The following is a 20,574-nucleotide window of genomic DNA, read 5'->3' on the forward strand; positions in this document are numbered from 1 at the left end:
GGGCGACCGGAAAAAAGGGTCGCACCCGACAATACTCTGTAGGGGCCGATCTTCTACATCGATCGGCCCGTAGTATTTAAATAGGGCATTCCGCCGGGGTTTCTATCGGGCTCAACAGCAGCAAATTCAGCATACTGTTGGCAATTTCCCGCTCGCCCATCACCACACGGTCTGCGCCACGCTCCATAATATAATCCACCTCGTCGTCATAATGCGCACGGGCGATAATCTCAATATTCGGGCGCGTTTCGCGAGCAGCAATGACAATCTCTCCGGCTTCATAACCGTTAGGAATGGTCAGCAACAGCCAGCGTGCACAGTCCAGACGCGCCAGCTCCATAATATCGCCACGCGCGGCATTGCCCAGTACCGCTTTGATCCCTTGCTCACGCAACGCCTCGACGCGTGGACGGCTGTTCTCCACTACCACAATCGGAATACCGGCTTCCATCAGGCGGCTGCCCAGCAGGCTGCCTACGCGACCAAAACCGACAATCACCGCGTGATTGCACAAATCCACCGGGATCTGCTTCTCTTCTTCGATGGCTTCTTCCATCGTCTGTTCTTCAATGGTCTCAGTCTTTTTCAGGTAGCGTTCCAGCAGCACAAACAGAATCGGATTCAGCATAATCGACAGAATTGCCCCTGCCAGCACCAGATTGCGCCCGCTGTCCGGCAGCAGATTCAGGGAGATACCCAGGCCGGCAAGAATAAAGGCGAATTCACCGATCTGCGCCAGGCTGACGGAGATGGTCAGCGCGGTGCGCTTGGAGTGACCGAACAGCATCACCAGGAACAGCGCCACTAATGACTTGCCTAAGACGATAATCGCCAGCGCACCCAGCACCGCCAGTGGCTGCTGGATCAGGATCATTGGGTCAAACAACATGCCAACGGACACGAAGAACAGCACGGCGAAAGCATCACGCAGCGGCAACGTATCGTGCGCGGCCCGGTGGCTCAGCTCCGATTCGTTCAGCACCATACCGGCAAAGAAAGCCCCAAGTGCAAAGGAGACATCAAAGAACTCGACGGCACCGAAGGCAATACCCAGCGCCAGCGCCAGCACGGAAAGAGTGAACAGTTCGCGTGAACCGGTCGCAGCACTGCGCGCAAGGATCCACGGCACCACGCGTTTTCCCACCACCATCATCAGCACCATAAACGCCGCCACCTTGCCGATGGTAATCAGCAGGTCGAACAGCACCATCGTGACGCTGGCTTTACCTTCTTCAAACAGCCCGGCAATCGCAGGCAGCAGCACCAGTGCCAGCACCATCATCAGGTCTTCCACGATCAGCCAGCCGATAGCAATCTGTCCGCGCTGACTGTCAATTAACTGTCGCTCTTCCAACGCACGCAGCAGCACCACGGTACTGGCGGTTGAAAGGCAGAGTCCGAATACCAGACCCGTCATCATTGGCCACCCCAGTGCCCACGACAGCCCCATGCCTAACAGTGTGGCAGCGGCGATTTGTGCAATGGCACCCGGGATGGCGATGGACTTTACAGCCATCAGATCTTTCAGGGAGAAGTGCAGACCCACACCGAACATCAGCAGGATCACACCCAGTTCGGCCAGTTCCGGTGCCAGATTGGTATCAGCAACAAAACCTGGGGTAAAGGGCCCGGCGAGCACGCCAGCTAACAGATAACCGACAAGAGGAGAGATGCGCAGGCGATTAGCCAGCATACCGAAGAGGAAGGCCAGAACTAAGCCTCCTACAATGGTGGTGATAAGCGGGGTGGTGTGGTGCATGCCTGTCTCCTTTTGTGTGCATACTCAAGAGACTTCAAGTTGTAACGACGTTGGCAGTGCCGGCTCACAGGACTGACTATGCTCCAGGAGACCCGCAGGCTTGCCGTTTTTCAGCAACTTAAATTATCCAGAGTGTAAATGTGTCCAGTTGTAAGTTTTCAGTGTATGGCATATTACAGGATGACGCTTGTCATTATTGGTTATAACGGCAAAAAATCTGAATCATTGAGAGAAAGTTCGCACAGAGTGCGATTTTAGACAGTTATCAGTGTGCAGGTCAGACGTTACAAGCCGGTGACCCGGTGCCAATTGCATTGATTCGCACCGGGATGGGACTATTTATGTCGGTTATCAGGCAGGAAAGCCGTCAGAATTCCAAGAAGTGGCAGATAAGCGCAGATTTGATAGACCAGTTCAATGCCCTGATGATCGGCGACCACACCCAATACGGCGGCACCCAGCCCACCCATGCCAAAGGAAAAACCGAAAAATAGCCCGGAAACCATACCGATACGGCCCGGCATCAATTCCTGGGCGTAGACCAGAATGGCGGAAAACGCCGACGCCAGTACAAAGCCAATCACGACTGACAGCGCACCGGTCCACCACAAGTTGGCATAAGGTAACATCAACGTGAAGGGGGCAACGCCAAGAATAGACACCCAAATCACTCTTTTTCGACCGATTTTATCGCCAATCGGGCCGCCAATGACCGTGCCCGCCGCGACGGCAAACAGGAAGATAAACAGATGTAGCTGGGCATTCTGCACGGAAAGCCCGAATTTATGCATCAGATAGAAGGTGTAGTAGCTGCTCAGGCTGGTGAGATAGAAATATTTTGAGAAAACCAGCACCAGCAAAATCGTGATGGCAAAGGCCACCTGACGACGAGGCAGCAGGCTCACTGCCGGGGCAGTCTGACTTTTGGCAACGCGGTTCTGGTTCTGATACCAGCGGCTGATCTGCAACAGTACGACAATCCCCAGCAGGGCGGCCAGCGAGAACCAGGCGACATTACCGCGACCATAAGGGGCGATAATCAATGCAGCCAGCAGCGGCCCAAGAGAACTGCCAAAGTTACCGCCTACCTGAAACAGTGACTGTGCAAGCCCATGGCGTCCACCGGAGGCCATTCTTGCCACGCGCGAAGATTCTGGATGGAACACCGAGGAGCCAGTGCCAACCAGCGCTGCTGCCACCAGGATCATCGGGAAAGTACTGGCCATCGACAGCAGCACCAGCCCACAAAGGGTGAATCCCATACCCACAGGCAACGACCAGGGTTGCGGGTGTTTATCGGTAAAGTGGCCAATCAGTGGCTGTAGCAGCGAGGCTGTCATCTGATAGGTCAGGGTGATCATACCGATCTGCACAAAACTCAGCGAAAAGTCTTCGCGTAACAGAGGATAAATCGCCAGAATCAACGACTGAATCATATCATTAAGCAAATGGGCAACGCTGATCGCGCCAAGTATGCCAAATGAGGTACGCCGGACCGGCGTCTTTGAAGAGGAAAGGGTGTGTTCGCTTGCCATTAAGTTAACCTGTCATTGTCTTGTGTTTTTATAGGGTGCAGAAAGCCCTTAGCTTGCTAATAACATAAGGTACAGTAATTATCTTTTAGCGTTAAGCCTGCGGCATAATCATACCCGTCAAATATTTTGGGTATCAGCCATTCATTTTCTGTTGTCAGAGTTGTTCAACAAGGAGGGTCACAGTGCCATTATTGAAAAGAAGTTTCGCCAGCGTTCTGACGGTGGCGTTATTAAGCACCCCATTGATGGCCCAGGCGTGGGTGAAAGACCGGACTTATAAGTTCACGGTGCTTCACACCAACGATCATCACGGGCGTTTCTGGAATAACGAACAGGGCGAATATGGCCTGGCGGCGCAAAAAACCATGATGGACCAGATCCGTTATGACGTGCAGGCGCACGGCGGTGCTGTCCTGATCCTCTCGGGCGGTGACATTAATACCGGCGTGCCGGAATCTGATTTGCAGGACGCGGAACCCGATTTTCGCGGGATGAATCTGATTGGCTATGACGCAATGGCGATTGGAAACCATGAGTTCGATAATCCGCTCTCCGTGCTGCGTCAGCAGCAGAAATGGGCTAAGTTCCCGCTGCTCTCCGCCAATATTTATCAGAAAAGCACCGGAAAGCGGCTGTTCCAGCCTTACGCCCTGTTTAACCGTATGGGGCTGAAAATTGCCGTTATTGGCCTCACCACCGACGATACGGCGAAAATCGGCAACCCGGAAAACTTTACCGACATCCTGTTCCATAAACCGGCAACCGAAGCAAAAGCGGTGGTCGAACAGCTGCGGGCGAAAGAGAAGCCCGATGTGATTATCGCGGCCACACATATGGGCCATTACGACAACGGTCATCACGGATCGAATGCGCCGGGTGATGTGGAAATGGCGCGTGAACTGCCAGCCGGTTACCTCGATATGATCGTGGGAGGGCACTCGCAGGATCCGGTGTGCATGGCGAAAGAGAATGTGAAGCAGGCTGACTATGTGCCCGGAACACCCTGTACGCCCGATCGCCAGAACGGTACCTGGATTGTCCAGGCTCACGAGTGGGGGAAATACATCGGCCGTGCGGACTTCACCTTCCTGAACGGCAAGCTGACGCTGGATCACTATGAGCTGGTGCCGATTAACCTGAAGCATAAAGTGAAGAATGCTGACGGCAGCACCACCTGGGTCAATTACACCCCCGAGATCGCGAAAAACCCGGCCATGCAAAAACTGCTGACTCCGTTCCAGAAAAAGGGTGAGGCGCAACTGGGCGTGAAAATCGGCAGTGTTAACGGACGGCTGGAGGGCGATCGCAGCAAAGTGCGTTTTGTGCAGACCAGCATGGCGCGTCTGATTCTGGAAGGACAGATCGAACGGACCAAAGCTGACTTTGCCATCATGAGCGGCGGCGGTGTGCGTGACTCGATTGAGGGCGGTGCCATCACTTATAAAGATGTCCTGAAAGTGCAGCCTTTTGGTAATACGCTGGTGTATGTCGATATGAAAGGCAGCGAAGTTGAGAAGTATCTCGCAGTAGTGGCCAATAAACAGGTTGATTCAGGTGCCTATGCACAGTTTGCGCGCGTCAGCCTGACGGCAGACGGCACCGGCGTCAGTAACATCCTCATCAACGGTAAACCGCTGGAAGCGGATAAAACCTATCGCATGGCCACCCTGAGTTTTAATGCCACGGGCGGTGATGGCTATCCGCTGGTGGATAAGCTGCCAGGCTATGTGAATACCGGTTTTGTGGATGCCGAAGTGCTGAAACAGTACATCCAGAGTCACTCTCCGCTCGATGTGGCGAAGTATCAGCCTGCCGGGGAAATTGTCTATCAGAAAGCAGAAGTGAAATCAGAAGAGAAGGCACCGGAGAAAGCAGCAGAAAGCGAGAAACCGGCAGACCCTAAACAGTGGCGTCCGGCGAAACTGGATACGGCGAAGCAATAACGGTGTTACCCATGGGGTCGACGACTTTTTCCGGTCGACCCCAACAACAACCTCTGCGCAGTGCCATTAACCATGTTTGTTCACTGGCTGTGGCTGGCGTGAATTCATGATGCGCTCACGTACTTTGTCATAGACCCAGTTATACGCCATGGTGTAGGGCAGGAAGAACAGGAAGAAGGCGATTTCAATGATCAACGCCTGCCACAGACTGATACCCAACATCCAGGCTGCCAGTGGCAGACCGATCAGAATAAAGCCGCCCTCAAAGCCCAGTGCATGCAGAATACGCAGGCCGATACCGCGAGTCACTTTTTCGCGCGGCCACAGACGATCAAATCCGGCGTTATAAATCATGTTCCATATCATGGCTACCGTCGACAGCATGATGGCCAGCGCACCCATCTGAAACAGGGGTTTGTCCATAATCCACGCGGCTAAAGGTGACACCAGTGCAATCGCCAGCACTTCGAAACCTGCGGCATGGAAAAAACGTTCTTTTAGCGTACGACCAGACATACATCCTCCTTAATTTTCTATGGACGCTATTTTCCACGTTTTATTTGCTAAGATAAAATGACTATCCATCGATAAAAGCGATACATCTTTGCGTTACTCACCGGAATCACTGGAAGCTTTTGTGCAAACCGTGGAAAGCGGGTCCTTCTCGGCGGCGGCGCGTGCGCTGCGCAAAAGCCAGTCAACCATCAGTACGGCGATAGCGAATCTTGAAAACGATCTGGGCTTTACACTGTTCAGCCGTGAGCTACGTAACCCGGTATTGACTGAAAACGGGCAGCGTGCGCTGGCGCAGGTCAAAGAGATCCTCAATGCATCAGCAAAATTGGACGAGCTGGCTATTCGGCTTTCCGGTGAGATCGAACCTTGTCTGCGGCTGGCGATCTCCGATTTCTGGCAGGCTGATTATCATGAGTCACTGCTACAACGCTTTGATCGTCGCTATCCGGATATTGAATTTGAATGCATGATCGCCGAAGATGCCGACGTGATTGACCTGTTACATAGCCAGCGAGCCCACATTGGCGTGGTGCGGGTACAGGATCATTATCCGTCTGATATCTGCGTGAAGCGCCTGCAAGTGGAGGCACAAATGGCGATTTTCCTCCATCAGGATCACCCGCTGGCGCAGCAGGACAAGGTGACTGAAGAGGAGCTGAAAGCGCTGCGTCAGCTTCGGCTAAATACGTGGGTGGAGCGCACGCCTGCACCGACGGGAAAAGTGTGGCTGGCGCAGTCTTATCTGTTACTGCTGGAAATGGCTGAGCAGGGATTCGGCTGGAGTATTCTGCCGCGCTGGCTGACCCAGCAGTTTGGCCACCAGACACTGCGCGAACTGCCGGTGGACGGCTGGCCGCAGAGTATTCAGGTTGATGTGATCTGGTCACGCCGCACGCCACCCGGCCCGGCAGGGCGCTGGATGATCGATCAGTTGCTGGCCCAGCGCTCCGCGTAAAGCCGCGTTAATCGCCGCGTTTAGCGATATCGGCAAAGCTGGCATTGAGCAGCTGCGCCAGATCCTGCGGCTTCAGTTCAATATCCAGCCCGCGCTTGCCGCCGGAGACGAAGATGGTAGCAAACGGCTGCGCAAGGTGGTCAATCACCGTTGGCAGCCGCTTCTTTTGCCCTAATGGACTGATGCCGCCCAGCAGATAACCGGTGCTGCGCTGGGCAAACAGCGGGTCAGCCATCTCGACCTTTTTCGCCCCCAGCGCTTTGGCGACTTTCTTTAAATCGAGCTGCCCGGCCACCGGCGTCACCGCCACGGCCAGCGTTTTATTATCGCCATTCAGCGCGACCAGCAGGGTTTTATACACCTGATCCGCATCGAGATTCAGCTTGCGTACTGCTTCGTCTCCGAAGTGGGTTTCGCTGCTGTCATGCTCATAAGAATGCAGCGTAAAGGCGACGTTTTCTTTTTCCAGCAGTTTTACCGCAGGTGTCATAGTCACTAACCTTCTGTCGTATTTTCCATGAACGAGTGAACAATTGATGAACAAAAATGCTGGCGAAATATTACGCTTTGAGCGACAATCTTGCCCGCGTCAGCGTAACCGCTGAGACGATAACAAAAATCATAAATATGTCCTTATTGACGGGCCGATAGAGATATCGGCCTTTTTTTTATCGCTGAATCAGCAGACCTGGCAGATTTCCCTCGCCGTAAAGGTGCAGGGCACCCACCGCAACCACATAGCGCCCGGGTGGCAGCTGGCGTAAAAACTGGCACCACTGTTGATTACGCTGATGCATTAACAGGTCATTCAGACTGCTGCTGAACGTGCTGGGCAAGGCCAGTTTTCCGATGCTGCCCGGTGGGGCTTCCAGCCACCAGCTCACCATGGTTTGCAGCAGGCGTGCATTGGTTTGCCAGTGCTGTAGCGTATCTTCGAGTAACGGCAGGCCGTTGTCCGGCAGCGATTTCAGCAGTGCCAGCTGGGTTTCCGGCCCTTCCAGCTCAATCACTTTTTTCTGCCGTTCACGCGCCGCCTGGAGCAGTTGATAGTCGATACCGCAGTCGGCGCGTAGCCCAAGACGTTGCGCCTGTTGCGCCTGAAGCATGAGCGCCACCTGCCAGGCGGGCAGCGTATCGACGCGCTCCGGGTCGATGCTTAACTCTTCACAGCGGCGTTGCAGTTGTGGCCACTGCTCTGCAGAGAGGCGTTCAGCCAGCGGCGGACAACTCTCACTTTCACTGAAGGGGGATGCCCCGCCGGTGATATCCGCTTCAACAATCAGAGCATCGGCCTGCTGTAGCCGTTCATACAGCACCGCTGGCAGGGGCATCATATTGCGGGTACCCATATGAATGCTGCCCACCAGATGCAGATGTCGCTGACCCAACGTGATATCGAGGGCCGGGTAGCGGTAACTTACCGACCACAGCCTGCGCCACAACATCTGAAATCTGTGCAAAAGATTTGCCATCGTTTTCTGCCTCATGCTGTCAATCACACTATGCTAGCGTGATAAGTCGCTGACGGACAGGGCAAAACGCAGCACTCATTAGCCGACTTACGATTGCGGCGGGCGGAAGCGGATCAGACGATTAGCATTACTCACCACGGTAATGGATGAAAGCGCCATCGCCGCGCCCGCCACCACGGGACTGAGCAGGGTCCCCGTCAGGGGATACAGCACCCCGGCCGCAATCGGGATGCCACAGGCGTTATAAATAAATGCCCCAAGCAGATTTTGTTTCATATTGCGAAGCGTCGCCTGGGAAATCGCCAGAGCATCGGCCACCGCATTCAGGTCCTGACGCATCAACGTAATCGCCGCTGTCTCGATGGCCACATCGCTGCCGCCACCCATTGCGATCCCCACATCAGCCTGCGCAAGGGCCGGAGCATCATTGATGCCATCACCAATCATCGCCACCTGCTGGCCCTGTTGTTGCAGGGCGCGGATCGCATCGGCTTTGCCTTCCGGCAACACCCCGGCAATCACACGATCGATACCTGCTTCACGCGCAATGGCATTGGCCGTAATGGCGTTATCGCCTGTCAGCATCACCAGCTGATAACCGCGTTTATGCAGTCTTTGTAGCGCACTGACGCTCTCTTTACGCAGAGGATCACGGATGGCAAACAGGGCGACAATTTCCCCTCCGGCTGCGAGCAGTACTGGGGTAGCGCCGCTTGCTGCCTGCTGTTCCACCTGCCCGGTGATCGCCCCGGTCACGATTTGCTGCTGCGCCATCAGCGGTGGATTACCCAGCAGCAGCGGAGTGCCAGCGAGTATGCCGCTGACCCCCAGCCCCGGTATTGTACGAAATTGCTCAATCTCGGGCAGCGTCGCCAGAGCGGCGTACTCAATGATGGCGCGTGCCAGCGGATGGCTCGAACCCTGCTCCAGGGCCGCAGCCTGGCGCAGCACGGTCTGCCGGTCAGCCCCGTTAAACAGTAGGACTTCAACGACACGCGGCGCACCTTCGGTCAGGGTGCCTGTTTTATCAAAGACTAAGGTGCTCAGGGTGCTGGCACGTTGCAGGGCATCGGCATCACGCACCAGGACACCAAACTCGGCGGCACGACCAACGCCAGCAATAATCGACATCGGCGTAGCCAGCCCCAGTGCGCAAGGGCAGGCGATGATCAGTACGGTAGTGGCAATCACCAGGGTGTAGACCATCTGCGGTGCGGGGCCGACCAGATACCAGACAGCAGCGCTGAACAGGGCTATCGCCACCACCAGCGGGACAAACACCGCTGAAATTTTATCCGCCAGTTGGCCGATTTCCGGCTTACTGCTTTGCGCCTGGCGGACTAACTGAATAATACGCGACAGGGTGGTGTTCTTGCCGATGGCGGTGGCACTGAACAGCACGCTGCCGTCCTGCAATACCGTCCCGGCATGCAGCGCATCACCCGATGACTTCTGCTGAGGGATGGCTTCGCCGGTCAGCATGGCTTCATCCATCCAGGCTTCACCGCGCAGGATCGTGCCGTCGACCGGTACCCGATCGCCGGTGGTGACGCGCAGCGTCATCCCCAACTGCACGTCACTCAGCGGCAGGATCTGCTCACCGTTTTCCGTGACAACACGCGCTGTGGGCGGGGTCAGATCCAGCAATTTTTCCAGCGCTTTTGACGAGCGTTGGCGAGCGCGCTGCTCCAGCATATGGCCGAGATTAATCAGACCGATAATCATCGCACTGGCTTCGTAATAAAGATGGCGTGCCGCCATCGGAAACAGATCGGGCCACAGATTCACGGTGATGGAGTAAAGCCAGGCGGCGGCAGTACCCAGTGCGACCAGCGTATCCATGGTGGCGCTAAGGTTCAGCAGGCTGCGCCATGCGCTGCGGTAAAAATGCCCCCCGGCGATGATCATGACCAGCAGGGTCAGTACGCCCACCACCAGCCATCCACTGCGGTTGTCGGCGGTCAGCATCATATTGTCGCCGATCATTCCCCATCCCATCAGCGGGATACCCAGCGCCAGCGCCAGGATCGCCTGCCAGCGAAAACGTTTTACCGCAGACTGCGCGGTTTGCTGCTGTTTTTCCCGACGTTTCACGTCATCTTCAATGATTTCCGCACCGTATCCTGCGCGGCTCACGGCCTCGATGAGTGCGGCGGGGGAAGCCGAACCCAGCACCAGCGCGCTGCGTTCGGCAAGGTTAACCCGCGCCTGGCTGACGCCAGCGACATTTTGCAGCGCACTCTGTACGCGGCTAACGCAGCTGGCGCAGCTCATGCCGTCAATCAACAGCTGGTAGCTGTCGGGATCGGAAGCGGGAGTCGTTGCCGGAAGCTCTGGCAGGGACGCTGTCAGCGCTTCCGGCTGAGGTTCTGATTCTGTCAGCGTATCAGGCTTTGGGTGAGAAGCCCCTTCTGGCAGGCTGGCGTGATAACCCGCCTGTTCGACGGCGGCAATCAGCGCATCGGCGCTGGCATCACCGGTAATGCGGGCTTCCGTCACCGTGACGTCCGCCTGCTCCACGTCGTCACGCTGTTCCAGCGCTTCTTTAACCCGTTTAACACAGTGGCCGCAGGTCAGTCCGTCCAGCGCCAGTAACGTGGTGTGTGTCATGATTTTCTCCTGAGTGAATATGTCACCGAAGCTCAGGTTAAACCTTCCCGCAAGGGTAAGGTCAAGCCAGTGTAACGATATTTATCCCCAGGCCTGAGGGCATAAATAACCGAATTTACATCTGGATCTGCCTTTCCCGAGCACGTAAACTGTTTCAGCTTATTACTCAGGCGCAGCGTCACCTTTAGCCGGGTATTATCAGACAGGGAGGCGTCTGCAATGAATTTTATATTACTACCTGAAAATGCCATTTTTCTTATCACCTTCGCGTTGATCCTGTTATTTGGTCTGGTGGAAATTCTTGCCATGATATTTGGCATGAGTGTTTTCTCACATACTGATACCCTGCTGTCGCCGCATATTCATGCCGGTGAGTCTTTATTTTCTCAGGGGCTGGACTGGTTAAATATTGGCAAAGTCCCTTTATTCATTCTGTTTATTCTCTTGCTGTCCTGCTTTTCTATCAGCGGAATGGTTTTACAGTGGGCACTGCTGTACGCGCTGGGCAAACCTCTTCCTGGCGGGCTGGTGGCGTTACCAGCGGGCGTAATCTCTGTGCTTTTCGTGCGAAAAATAAGCGCCGTCCTTGCGCGTTTTTTACCACAATACGAAAGCAGCGCACTGTCTGAAGAGAGTTTTATTGGCTGTATGGCGACCGTGGTGGGAGGAACGGCCAGCATGGGGCATCCTGCCCAGTGTCGGCTGGTCGATAAGTTTCAGCAAACGCATTATTTACGCGTACAGCCAGACAGCGAGGATGACATTTTCTCCCCTGGCGAGACCATTATTATTACGGCGCGTCTCACCTCATCTTTATTCGAAGGGATGTCTCATCCCTGGTCTGAACATCGGTAACACTGCCTCACACGTCTATTTTTAACTAAGGGATTGTAATGGAAGAAGTGACAAACATTGATAGTTGGTATTTCTGGGGTGAAATTGCATTAGCCGTTTTTGTCGTCCTTATTATTGTGGGGATTATATTCTCCCGGCTGTATAAAAAAGCCTCTGCGGAACAATCCTTTGTCAGAACTGGTCTGGGAGGACTAAAAGTGGTTCTTAGCGGCGGTTCCATTGTTCTGCCGGTATTTCATGAAATTATTCTGATTAACATGAATACGCTAAAACTGGAGGTGAGCCGTTCTAAAGTGGACAGCCTGATCACCAAAGATCGTATGCGTGTTGATGTCGTTGTCGCTTTTTTTGTGCGGGTAAAACCGACGGTGGAAGGTATTTCAACCGCGGCTCAGACGCTGGGGCAACGGACGTTATCCCCTGAGGATCTGCGCATCCTGGTGGAAGATAAATTTGTTGATGCGCTGCGTTCGACCGCGTCACAGATGACGATGCAGGATTTGCAGGATACCCGTGAAAAATTTGTCCAGGGGGTACAAAACACGGTGGCGGAAGATCTGAGCAAAAATGGTCTTGAGCTGGAAAGCGTTTCTCTGACCAATTTTAACCAGACCTCGAAGGAGTTTTTCGATCCGAATAACGCCTTTGACGCCGAGGGGCTGACCAAGCTGACGCAGGAAACGGAGCGCAGACGCCGCGAACGCAACGAAGTTGAGCAGGATGTTGAAGTTGCCGTGCGTGAAAAAAACCGTGATGCCCTGGCGCGCAAGCTGGAAATTGAACAGCAGGAATCTTTCATGTCTTTAGATCAGGAACAGCAGATCAAGACACGTAGCGCTGAACAGTCCTCGAAAATTGCGACTTATGAGGCCGAACGCCGCCGCGAAGCAGAGCAGAGCCGGATCATGTCCGAACGTCAGATCCAGGAAGCGGAAATTGAAAGTAAGCAGGTGCTGAAAACCCGCGAAGTGGAAGCCAGCCGCGACGTTCAGGTCAAAGAGATTGAACAAACCCGTGTCACTGAAATTGCACAGCAGGATAAAGCCATTGCGATTGCGGCAAAATCTGAACAGCAATCTCAGGCCCAGGCGCAGGCTAACCTTGCGCTGTCAGAAGCCGTGAAAGCCGAACAAAACGTGGTGACCACCCGTGAAACCGCGGAGGCCGATCGTGCCAAACAGGTTGCCCTGATCGAGGCCACTCAGGACGCTGAAACCAAAGCGGTACAGTTAACCCTGAGTGCCCGTGCAGAGAAAGAAGCCGCAGAATTGCAGGCGGCGGCCATTATTCAGCTGGCAGAAGCAACGCGCAGAAAAGGCCTGGCGGAAGCGGAAGCCCAGCGTGCGCTGAATGATGCCGTTAATATGCTCTCCAGCGACCAGACCAGCCTGAAATTTAAACTTGCTCTGCTACAGGCGCTGCCAGCGGTTATTGAAAAATCCGTGGAGCCGATGAAAGCCATTGAAGGCATCAAAATCATCCAGGTGGATGGTTTAAATCGCACCTCAGGTGGGGCTTCCTCGGGGACTGCCACGATGGCCGGGGGAAATCTGGCGGAACAGGCGCTGTCTGCTGCACTCTCTTATCGTGCCCATGCGCCCATTCTGGACTCATTGCTGAAGGAAGTGGGTCTGGCAGGAGGATCGCTCAACGATCTGACGGCGGGACTAGTGGCGGCCCAGGCGAGTGACAGCGATCAACCCGCAGCAAACGATGAGGCACCTTCTTCGCCTGCCAGTGCGGAGGTTGCCGTTCCTTTGGCTTCTTCACCTCCCGTCGAATCACTGACATCCGCGAAATTTACCCCCCTTATCTGACCTCAATCCTCCTGGTCACCCACCAGGGGGATTGTTAACTCTGACTCATTAGTAATGCTGTCAGCCAGATGCCAATGCCAAAGGAGGTATGGGCGACCAGGCTGCGCCAGCGTACGGTCCAGGGGGCAGGGGTGTTGGCCGCCGCAAAGCCGAAGCCAAACGCAGGCTGCATCAGGCAATACGGTGCGACTACGCTGACTATCCCCATCAGCAACGCGGGCAGGAATGTTGGCGCCGAAAGCCATTGTGGGCCGACGAGGACAATCAGCAGCACAGAGAACATTATCCCCGTCAAGTAGTGTGCTCCCCAGCCGACGGCCACTTCACCCCTGACCAGAGTGGCTTGCAAAATGGTGCAGTGGCTAAACGTCCCATGACGCATATGCCCCAGCCAGCGCCCGACCAGCCGATAGTCCAGAGAGGGGATTTTGAATAACTGCTTTTGCAGTAATGCCCAGAGATCCATTACCAGTGTTGCGCCGGTTCCCAACAAAACAGCTTGCCCTGCCAGCATTAAACTCTCCTGCATCGTGCCGTCCTCTTCACGTGTTTATTTTGTCGACTGTCTGTGATTGGCATGCAGGATGTCAAAGTAAACGGCAGCAACCTGTACCAAAGTAGAGGGGACGAAGACCTGTTGTTTGACTGAGACAGAAAATTGGATTAGTTATGGATCCTGCTTAAGCCGCCCGGAGGAATAATGAATATCAGCGACGTGGCAAAGAAAACCGGATTAACCAGCAAAGCGATCCGTTTTTATGAAGAGAAAGGGCTGGTGACGCCGCCGCTGCGCACGGAAAATGGCTATCGCAGCTACAGTGCCAAACACCTGGAGGAGCTGACGCTGCTGCGCCAGGCCCGCCAGGTCGGATTTAATCTGGATGAGTGCCGCGAGATGGTCGGCCTGTTTAACGATCCTGAACGCCACAGCGCCGATGTGAAGGCGAGGACGCTCAGCAAAGTGCGGGAGATCGAAGTTCATATCAGTGAACTCCAGCTAATGCGTCAGAAGTTGCTCGATCTCGCCGCCAGTTGCCCGGGCGATGACAGCGCCGAGTGCCCGATCATTAATCACCTGGCCGGATGCTGTCACAGCGCTAAGCAGGGTTAAACCCCACGACGGACAACGCGTAGCGTGATCCCTTCGACCGCTACCACGGTGATCTGGGTTCCGGCGGGCAAATCTTCCTCTGCCTGGACGCGCCAGTTACCATCACCAATACGCACATGCCCGAAGCCATTGACCAGCCCGGCATCCAGCGTCAGCTGGCGGCCAATCATCTGCTGACCCCGCTGATTCAACGTCGAAGGAGGATTTCGGCGGTCGCGGTGCTTAAGCCAGCGATACCACCACAGTGCAGCGAGAATGGTCAGTACGGCAAAACTCAGCCCCTGCCACTCCCATGGCATGGGCACCAGCCATACCAGCAGGCTGACCAGCACGGCAGCAACGCCGCTCCACAGCAGATAACCACTGGCACCCAGCATTTCCGCCGCCAGCAGCAGGCCGCCGAAGGTCAGCCATAGCCACCACGGGTTAGCGAGCAGTTCATCGATCATCGGCGGTTACGCTCCGCTTTGCTTTCGCCCAGCAGTTCGCTGATCCCGGCAATGGATCCCATCAGGCTGCTGGCTTCCAGCGGCATCATCACCACTTTACTGTTGCTGGAGGAGCCGATGTTTTGCAGGGCATCAGTATATTTCTGCGCTACAAAGTAGTTAATCGCCTGAATATCCCCGGCGGCAATGGCTTCAGATACCATTTTTGTTGCCTGGGCTTCGGCTTCTGCACTACGTTCTCGCGCTTCTGCAGCAAGGAATGCAGATTGACGTTCACCTTCCGCTTTGAGGATTTGCGACTGTTTTTCCCCTTCAGCACGCAGGATCGCGGCCTGGCGAACCCCTTCCGCTTCCAGAATATCGGCACGCTTGGTTCGTTCGGCTTTCATCTGGGCGTTCATCGAGGCGATCAGTTCAGCCGGTGGGCGAACATCGCGGATCTCAATACGGGTAATTTTGATGCCCCATGGGTTGGTCGCTTCATCGACAATATGCAGCAGGCGGGTATTGATGTTGTCACGTTGCGACAGCATTTCATCCAGTTCCATCGATCCCAGCACGGTACGCATGTTGGTCATCGTCAGGTTGATGATTGCCAGCTCAAGATTGCTGACCTCATAGGCGGCGCGTGCCGGGTCAACCACCTGAATAAAGCACACGGCATCAATGGTGACGCTGGCGTTATCTTTAGAGATGATCTCCTGCGAGGGGATATCCAGCACTTGTTCCATCATATTGATTTTACGGCCCACGCGATCCATAAACGGGATCACCAGATTCAGGCCGGGCTGGAGTGTGTTGGTATAGCGGCCGAAGCGTTCAACGGTCCACTGAAAACCTTGTGGGACGATTTTGATACCTGACCAGACGAGGATCAGGGCCAGAATGATAATGACGGGAATCACAGCCAACATAAAAATAACCTCCAGATTGTTATTATTCATCACTTTACTGGGCGACCCTTTAGCCCGAACGCCCTTTCGACACTCGAATCCGTCCACCAGAGCACAGCGCTACCGGGTTGCACCTTATCTGATGATATTGTAACACCCATGACAGCGCCATCCCGCTGTTGTTGGTATTGTTAGCGCTTAACTCTTTTGTCTGGCGAACTGGAAAGAGAAATCAGCAATGTAGCTGCCTTCGGCCTGTGCGATCGCTTTTGACAATGCCTGGTAATAGGGCTCAAGCCCAATCGCTTCAATCTCGGCAATTTTGTCGCGAATAGGGGCGCAGAACAGGGCCGGATTGCCTGCGGCCTGGCGCTTATTGTTGACGGGCAACTCGTTGGTCACTGCTTTCATCGCGGTACGCAGTGCCTGGCGATAGCTGCCTGGCACGTTATTCACATTCTCAGATGCCGTCAAAACGTTGAGGGTGGGGAACTCATCTGCCATTACCGCAGACTTAAGCCTGTCAAAGAATTGCTGAAACAGCTGGAATGACCCCAGATCGGTGACTTTGGGTTTGGTTGATTTACCGCTGGTGTTTCCCACCGTCCTGGTGGCTTCCTGATGAGGCGAGGTTATCTTGTGCAGTTGAAGGTCAAAAAGGTAATCCGCGTGCTTTCTGCGCTCCTGCAGATCCGGGAACTTCTCATTGAAGGCTTTGATGAACTCAGGAGCAGGCAGATCGGCCAGCGCATGATTATCCAGCCAGTCGGACCGCGCAAACAGGGCTGGCTTAATAAACCAGGCGGGGACAGGTTCAGAGAAACGTACCGACTGACCTTTGCGGTCAAATTCGACGAACTCTGCGCCTTTATCGAAGGCGAAGCAGCAATGTTTAAAACTGATAATCGTGTCATTAATGATCAGCGCATCTTTGACAAATTTTGCCACCTCGGCACTCATCACAAATGCTGTTTTTTTGTCACTATCACGAAGGACATAGTTCAAATCGGCCACTGACTTCACGCCAGGCTCAAGATCAAACTCAAAGAAAATATGTGACATATTATTAACTTCCTGTTTCCCGGGGGAAGTCATAATATCATATCTTCGAGTGTGAAAGTCAGCGGCCTGTGAGCGAAGAACAGGGCAACGCAATGCAGAGACTTTTTAACAGACTGCCTTCGTTAAAATCCGATTTTAAGGTCAATTCCGGTGCTGTCACGTTTCATCGTGAGCTTTGCATCATCCCGGGCAACAACGCTGACCACCACTGACTTCAGATCATCCATACTCAACGTCATCAGACGGGCATTCAGCAACAGAATCGTCCTTAACATTTCATCCCCGAACTCTGATGAGATGTGATCCATCATCCGGTGATGTTTCTCAACGTTTACCTTGTCTTCAATCGGCTGTGAAAATCGGGTCATTGCGTTACCCCATGGGATAATTTCGTTAATGTAGCCTGACAGGCCCGAACAGAGACCATCTGTCGTTCAAGCAATTCCGCATAATTAATCTGTTCTGCAGCAGACCCTCGCTCCAGTTTTATCGTAAGCGAGAGTGCGTGGCTCGCTGCCTGTGAAAGTTGCAGGCAGGCTGAAAGATGTTCTTTTCGATACTGTTCGCTGTCCGAGAGCGCCTTAAGCAAGATCGAACGCGCTTCTGCAATCAGCGCCAGGTGTTCCGGTATCATTTGAGTCACTCTCCATTGTCGTTTCGAAAGGGGTCAGGTGATGACCTGACCCATTGGAAAAGCCTGTGCACTTTTAGTGGAAGTGCGAATGACCACCGAAACCTTCGGAGCGCGAGTTGTCATGGCCGTAACCGTGACCACCAAAAGCGGCACTGTGCGCATTATCGCCACCGCGATTGCCAGAACCACCGTGTGAAGCATGGCCGCCCTGACCTCCGGCGTTACCTTTGCCGGTAGCGAACGTGATTTTCGAGACGGAGACGGGTTTATTTAAGATGACTGAGGGCATCGACTGGACGGGTGTTTTGACACCGATGTTCACTGCCGGGCTCAGGGTCGCCATTGGCTGGCGGGCCATTGCGCCCAGTAAACGGTCATCATGGCTGACGCGTTCCTTACTCTGGGCAACCGTATTTGCCAAGTCGGCCGCCTTAGCATCGGTTTGCTGCTGTTGTACCTGATTGCGATACGTTGTTCCGTTGACTTCTCTCTGCGCAGCCCGACGGTCGGCACGGATCTTGTCACCTTGCATTGCTAAAGAGTCATTGAAAGATCCATCGGCGTTAAAGCGACCTGTTCCATCATTGCTGTCCGTTTCGTTGTAATGTGCCAGATTGTCTTTTTCTTGCTCCTGCAACTGATGCAGAGTTGATACTGCATCATTAAAGGCGTGGGACTGATCTTCAGCAGACGTATTAAAAGAGGATAGAAGGGCCAGGGCAGTAAGCGCGATCATCGTGCGTTTCATGATTTTTCCAGTAGATATGAAGGGTTAATAACGTTGCGATATCAGAATTCTGATACTGACCACGCAGATTTAACTGTCATTATCCTTTTGACTTTGTTGTGGCTTTTATTCTGTGGTATGTCACCTGATGTGACTTCGCTATGTGAGCAATGTTAGTCTTATTGCTGTCTATGTAAGTTGACTTTAGTCAATATTTTGACGGTATTTTTAATTGCCCATAAGTCTTTATAGTGAGTGTTTGATTTTATTAGTCTTTAGTTAGTCTTGTGGGCGTCAGCGGTGCAGGCCATTCTTCACGGGGAAGGTGAGTCAAGGTCAGTTCATGGCAGGGTAAATAGCGTGACTCAAAAATCAGGCCCAGGTATCCGTTTTAACAGAGATATATTTTCTTTCAGACTGGATTAAGACTAATGATGGTGGGGAGTGCTACAGAGTACGAGCAGAGGGAAGGGGAGCCGGGATGTTATTGATATACGGCAGGCCGATGGGTGTGCCATCGGCCTGCTGTGTTTTAGTAGAGCAGAGAGTAGAGCTGACGACGGTATTTCGCCGCCAGCGCATCGCCGGTACCCAGCGCGGCGAGAATGTCCTGCAAAATTTTACGCGCCTGACCGTTGGCCGCGGCGAGATCTTTCTTCAGATGAGAGAACAGCAGTTCCAGCGCTTCTTCGTTGCGCCCGACCTGGTGGTATTGTAATGCCAGCTGGGTAGCCAGTTCGGCATTGTCCGGATCAGCGTCGATCTGCTGTTGCAGTTGCTGGATTTCGGGTGTGTCCGCAGCCTGCTTCAGCAGCTCGATCTGTGCTACCAGACCCTGGTAGCGCGTATCCTGATCCTGCAAAGGCACCACTTTCAGTACCGCTTCGGCCTCTTCGCTGCGGGTCAGCCCGATCAGCACTTCGGCCAGCAGGAAACCGATGTCGCTGCGCTGGTTGCTCAGTGCCCACGCCTCTTTCAGCAGCGGTAGGGCTTCAATCAGTTTGCCTTCGTCCATCAGCTGCATCGCCTGCTGGGCTTTCAGCTCTTCTTCTTTCGGCAGCACTTTCTCTAAAAGGGCACGCACGGCTTCTTCCGGCTGCGGACCCTGGAAACCGTCGACCGGCTGACCATTCTGGAACAGGTAGACCGTCGGGATGGAACGCAGTCCAAACTGCTGCGCAACGGCCGGTTCCGCGTCACAGTCCAGCCTTGCCAGAACGAACTGACCGGCATACTCCTGCGCCAGACGATCCAGCAGCGGCGTCAGGTGCTGACAATGCTGGCTGCGTTCTGACCAGAAGTAAAACAGCACCGGGATCTGCATCGACTGTTCCAGCGTCTGTTGCAGGTTGGTTTCATTAATTTCGACAATAGCGGCTTGTGGTGACATGAATTCGTCTCTTTTCACGTAAGTTTCTTACTGTATTGGGGCGAGGGGCGATGCTTCAAGGCCCGGCGACTAATTCTGGCGTAAAAACCGATCCATCATCCAGCCTGGCAGCAAACGGCGCAACAGCGTAATGACATGGGTCACCATCGTCACAGGATAGCGCAAACGCGGGTGGCGGCTCTCCAGCGCATGCCGCAGCTTCGGCAGAATCGCCTCCGGCGGCAGCGTAAAGCGGGCGGCGATCCCGGGATTTTTCACCGGTTTATCCTGCTGCGCCTGCCGGACGTTATCGGTAAAGCGGGTATGAATCGGTCCCGGTTCAATCAGGCTGACGCGCACGCCGCTGCTGTGCAGCTCCATCCGCAGGGCATCGGACCAGGCCTCCAGCGCGTATTTACTGGCGGCATAGGCACCACGCCCGGGTGTTGAGATCAGCCCCATCACCGAGCTGGTATTCACAATGCGCCCGTTAGCGGCGATCAACGCAGGCAGCAGCAGGATAGTGAGCTGGTGGGTACCGAACAGATTGGTGGCAAACTGCTGTTCTAGCTGCTGACGCGATACCGACTGCAAAGGACCATAAACGCCGAAGCCCCCATTATTGAACAGGCCTGCCAGGCGACCATCACACAGCGCCAGGATCTCCCCGGCGGCATGCTCGACGCTGGTGGCGTCATCCAGGTCCAGCAAGACACCGCTAAAACCCAGTTCGTTCATGCGTTCCACATCCTGCGGTTTACGGCAGGCCGCGATAACATGGTAGCCACGGCGCAGCAGATCGTTGGCGGCCACCAGGCCAATACCGCTGGAACTGCCCGTAATAACAATACTTTTTTGCATAACTTT

20 protein-coding genes are annotated in these 20,574 nt (G+C 54.3%); 5 read left to right on the top strand and 15 right to left on the bottom strand.

Annotated features, from left to right (window positions below; genetic code table 11):
- Positions 1 to 76: 76 nt before the first annotated feature.
- The gene (gene ybaL / locus FVB43_RS12400; protein ID WP_167864073.1) at positions 77 to 1,759 is read right to left on the bottom strand and encodes a YbaL family putative K(+) efflux transporter; all 1,683 of its coding nucleotides are present in this window, start codon (positions 1,757 to 1,759) and stop codon (positions 77 to 79) included.
- Between the two features lie 335 nt (positions 1,760 to 2,094).
- Complete coding sequence (locus FVB43_RS12405) at positions 2,095 to 3,294, bottom strand: MFS transporter (RefSeq protein ID WP_159337505.1); 1,200 nt, start codon at positions 3,292 to 3,294, stop codon at positions 2,095 to 2,097.
- A gap of 191 nt (positions 3,295 to 3,485) precedes the next feature.
- On the opposite strand from FVB43_RS12405, the gene ushA reads away from it, so the two are divergent.
- Positions 3,486 to 5,237: a bifunctional UDP-sugar hydrolase/5'-nucleotidase UshA gene (ushA, locus tag FVB43_RS12410; RefSeq protein ID WP_422718029.1), complete on the top strand. Its 1,752-nt coding sequence runs from the start codon at positions 3,486 to 3,488 to the stop codon at positions 5,235 to 5,237.
- A gap of 66 nt (positions 5,238 to 5,303) precedes the next feature.
- On the opposite strand, the gene FVB43_RS12415 is transcribed toward ushA, so the two are convergent.
- The gene (locus tag FVB43_RS12415; RefSeq protein WP_133845729.1) at positions 5,304 to 5,753 is read right to left on the bottom strand and encodes a multidrug/biocide efflux PACE transporter; all 450 of its coding nucleotides are present in this window, start codon (positions 5,751 to 5,753) and stop codon (positions 5,304 to 5,306) included.
- 88 nt (positions 5,754 to 5,841) lie between these two features.
- On the opposite strand from FVB43_RS12415, the gene FVB43_RS12420 reads away from it, so the two are divergent.
- Positions 5,842 to 6,708: a LysR family transcriptional regulator gene (locus FVB43_RS12420; RefSeq protein WP_159337502.1), complete on the top strand. Its 867-nt coding sequence runs from the start codon at positions 5,842 to 5,844 to the stop codon at positions 6,706 to 6,708.
- Between the two features lie 7 nt (positions 6,709 to 6,715).
- Here the strand turns inward: FVB43_RS12420 and ybaK are convergent, their stop codons facing one another.
- From ybaK to copA, 3 genes are all read right to left on the bottom strand, one after another.
- Positions 6,716 to 7,198, bottom strand: a complete 483-nt coding sequence (gene ybaK, locus FVB43_RS12425; RefSeq protein WP_167864159.1) for a Cys-tRNA(Pro)/Cys-tRNA(Cys) deacylase YbaK — start codon at positions 7,196 to 7,198, stop codon at positions 6,716 to 6,718.
- Positions 7,199 to 7,376: 178 nt separating this feature from the next.
- Entirely contained in the window at positions 7,377 to 8,180 is an 804-nt protein-coding gene (locus tag FVB43_RS12430) for a TraB/GumN family protein (protein ID WP_133845726.1), read from the bottom strand.
- A gap of 87 nt (positions 8,181 to 8,267) precedes the next feature.
- Positions 8,268 to 10,790 (bottom strand): copper-exporting P-type ATPase CopA, encoded by a 2,523-nt coding sequence (gene copA, locus FVB43_RS12435; RefSeq protein WP_167864075.1) that lies wholly within the window; start codon positions 10,788 to 10,790, stop codon positions 8,268 to 8,270.
- A gap of 219 nt (positions 10,791 to 11,009) precedes the next feature.
- Here copA and FVB43_RS12440 point away from each other — a divergent pair, with 219 nt between their 5' ends.
- Both FVB43_RS12440 and FVB43_RS12445 read left to right on the top strand, forming a co-directional pair.
- A complete protein-coding gene (locus FVB43_RS12440) occupies positions 11,010 to 11,645 on the top strand; it encodes an OB-fold-containig protein (protein ID WP_167864076.1) in 636 nt (211 codons plus the stop codon).
- 38 nt (positions 11,646 to 11,683) lie between these two features.
- Positions 11,684 to 13,462, top strand: coding sequence for a flotillin family protein (locus FVB43_RS12445; RefSeq protein ID WP_159337500.1), 1,779 nt, complete (start codon positions 11,684 to 11,686; stop codon positions 13,460 to 13,462).
- A 34-nt stretch (positions 13,463 to 13,496) separates the two neighbouring features.
- On the opposite strand, the gene FVB43_RS12450 is transcribed toward FVB43_RS12445, so the two are convergent.
- Positions 13,497 to 13,976 carry a DUF2938 domain-containing protein gene (locus tag FVB43_RS12450; protein ID WP_238337077.1) on the bottom strand — a complete coding sequence of 160 codons (480 nt, stop codon included), beginning with the start codon at positions 13,974 to 13,976 and terminating at the stop codon, positions 13,497 to 13,499.
- 186 nt (positions 13,977 to 14,162) lie between these two features.
- On the opposite strand from FVB43_RS12450, the gene cueR reads away from it, so the two are divergent.
- Positions 14,163 to 14,573, top strand: a complete 411-nt coding sequence (gene cueR / locus FVB43_RS12455; RefSeq protein ID WP_133845721.1) for a Cu(I)-responsive transcriptional regulator — start codon at positions 14,163 to 14,165, stop codon at positions 14,571 to 14,573.
- Here cueR and FVB43_RS12460 read toward each other — a convergent pair.
- The 8 genes from FVB43_RS12460 to FVB43_RS12495 all read right to left on the bottom strand — a co-directional run bounded on the left by FVB43_RS12460 (position 14,570) and on the right by FVB43_RS12495 (position 20,568).
- Complete coding sequence (locus FVB43_RS12460; RefSeq protein WP_133845720.1) at positions 14,570 to 15,022, bottom strand: NfeD family protein; 453 nt, start codon at positions 15,020 to 15,022, stop codon at positions 14,570 to 14,572. The genes cueR and FVB43_RS12460 overlap by 4 nt on opposite strands.
- Positions 15,019 to 15,936, bottom strand: coding sequence for an SPFH domain-containing protein (locus tag FVB43_RS12465; RefSeq protein ID WP_133845719.1), 918 nt, complete (start codon positions 15,934 to 15,936; stop codon positions 15,019 to 15,021). The genes FVB43_RS12460 and FVB43_RS12465 overlap by 4 nt, the downstream gene beginning before the upstream one ends.
- Positions 15,937 to 16,113: 177 nt before the next feature.
- Positions 16,114 to 16,977, bottom strand: a complete 864-nt coding sequence (locus tag FVB43_RS12470) for a hypothetical protein (protein ID WP_133845718.1) — start codon at positions 16,975 to 16,977, stop codon at positions 16,114 to 16,116.
- A gap of 122 nt (positions 16,978 to 17,099) precedes the next feature.
- Positions 17,100 to 17,345: a hypothetical protein gene (locus FVB43_RS12475; protein ID WP_133845717.1), complete on the bottom strand. Its 246-nt coding sequence runs from the start codon at positions 17,343 to 17,345 to the stop codon at positions 17,100 to 17,102.
- The gene (locus FVB43_RS12480; protein ID WP_159337498.1) at positions 17,342 to 17,611 is read right to left on the bottom strand and encodes a hypothetical protein; all 270 of its coding nucleotides are present in this window, start codon (positions 17,609 to 17,611) and stop codon (positions 17,342 to 17,344) included. The genes FVB43_RS12475 and FVB43_RS12480 overlap by 4 nt, the downstream gene beginning before the upstream one ends.
- A gap of 73 nt (positions 17,612 to 17,684) precedes the next feature.
- Positions 17,685 to 18,359, bottom strand: coding sequence for a hypothetical protein (locus FVB43_RS12485; RefSeq protein ID WP_167864077.1), 675 nt, complete (start codon positions 18,357 to 18,359; stop codon positions 17,685 to 17,687).
- Positions 18,360 to 18,870: 511 nt separating this feature from the next.
- Positions 18,871 to 19,728, bottom strand: coding sequence for a co-chaperone YbbN (locus FVB43_RS12490; RefSeq protein WP_167864078.1), 858 nt, complete (start codon positions 19,726 to 19,728; stop codon positions 18,871 to 18,873).
- A gap of 69 nt (positions 19,729 to 19,797) precedes the next feature.
- On the bottom strand, positions 19,798 to 20,568 hold the full coding sequence (locus FVB43_RS12495) for an SDR family oxidoreductase (protein WP_167864079.1): 771 nt from the start codon (positions 20,566 to 20,568) through the stop codon (positions 19,798 to 19,800).
- Positions 20,569 to 20,574: the final 6 nt, after the last annotated feature.

The sequence above is a fragment of the Erwinia rhapontici genome (genome assembly GCF_012271765.1).
In the GTDB taxonomy this organism is placed as follows: Bacteria; Pseudomonadota; Gammaproteobacteria; order Enterobacterales; family Enterobacteriaceae; genus Erwinia; species Erwinia rhapontici.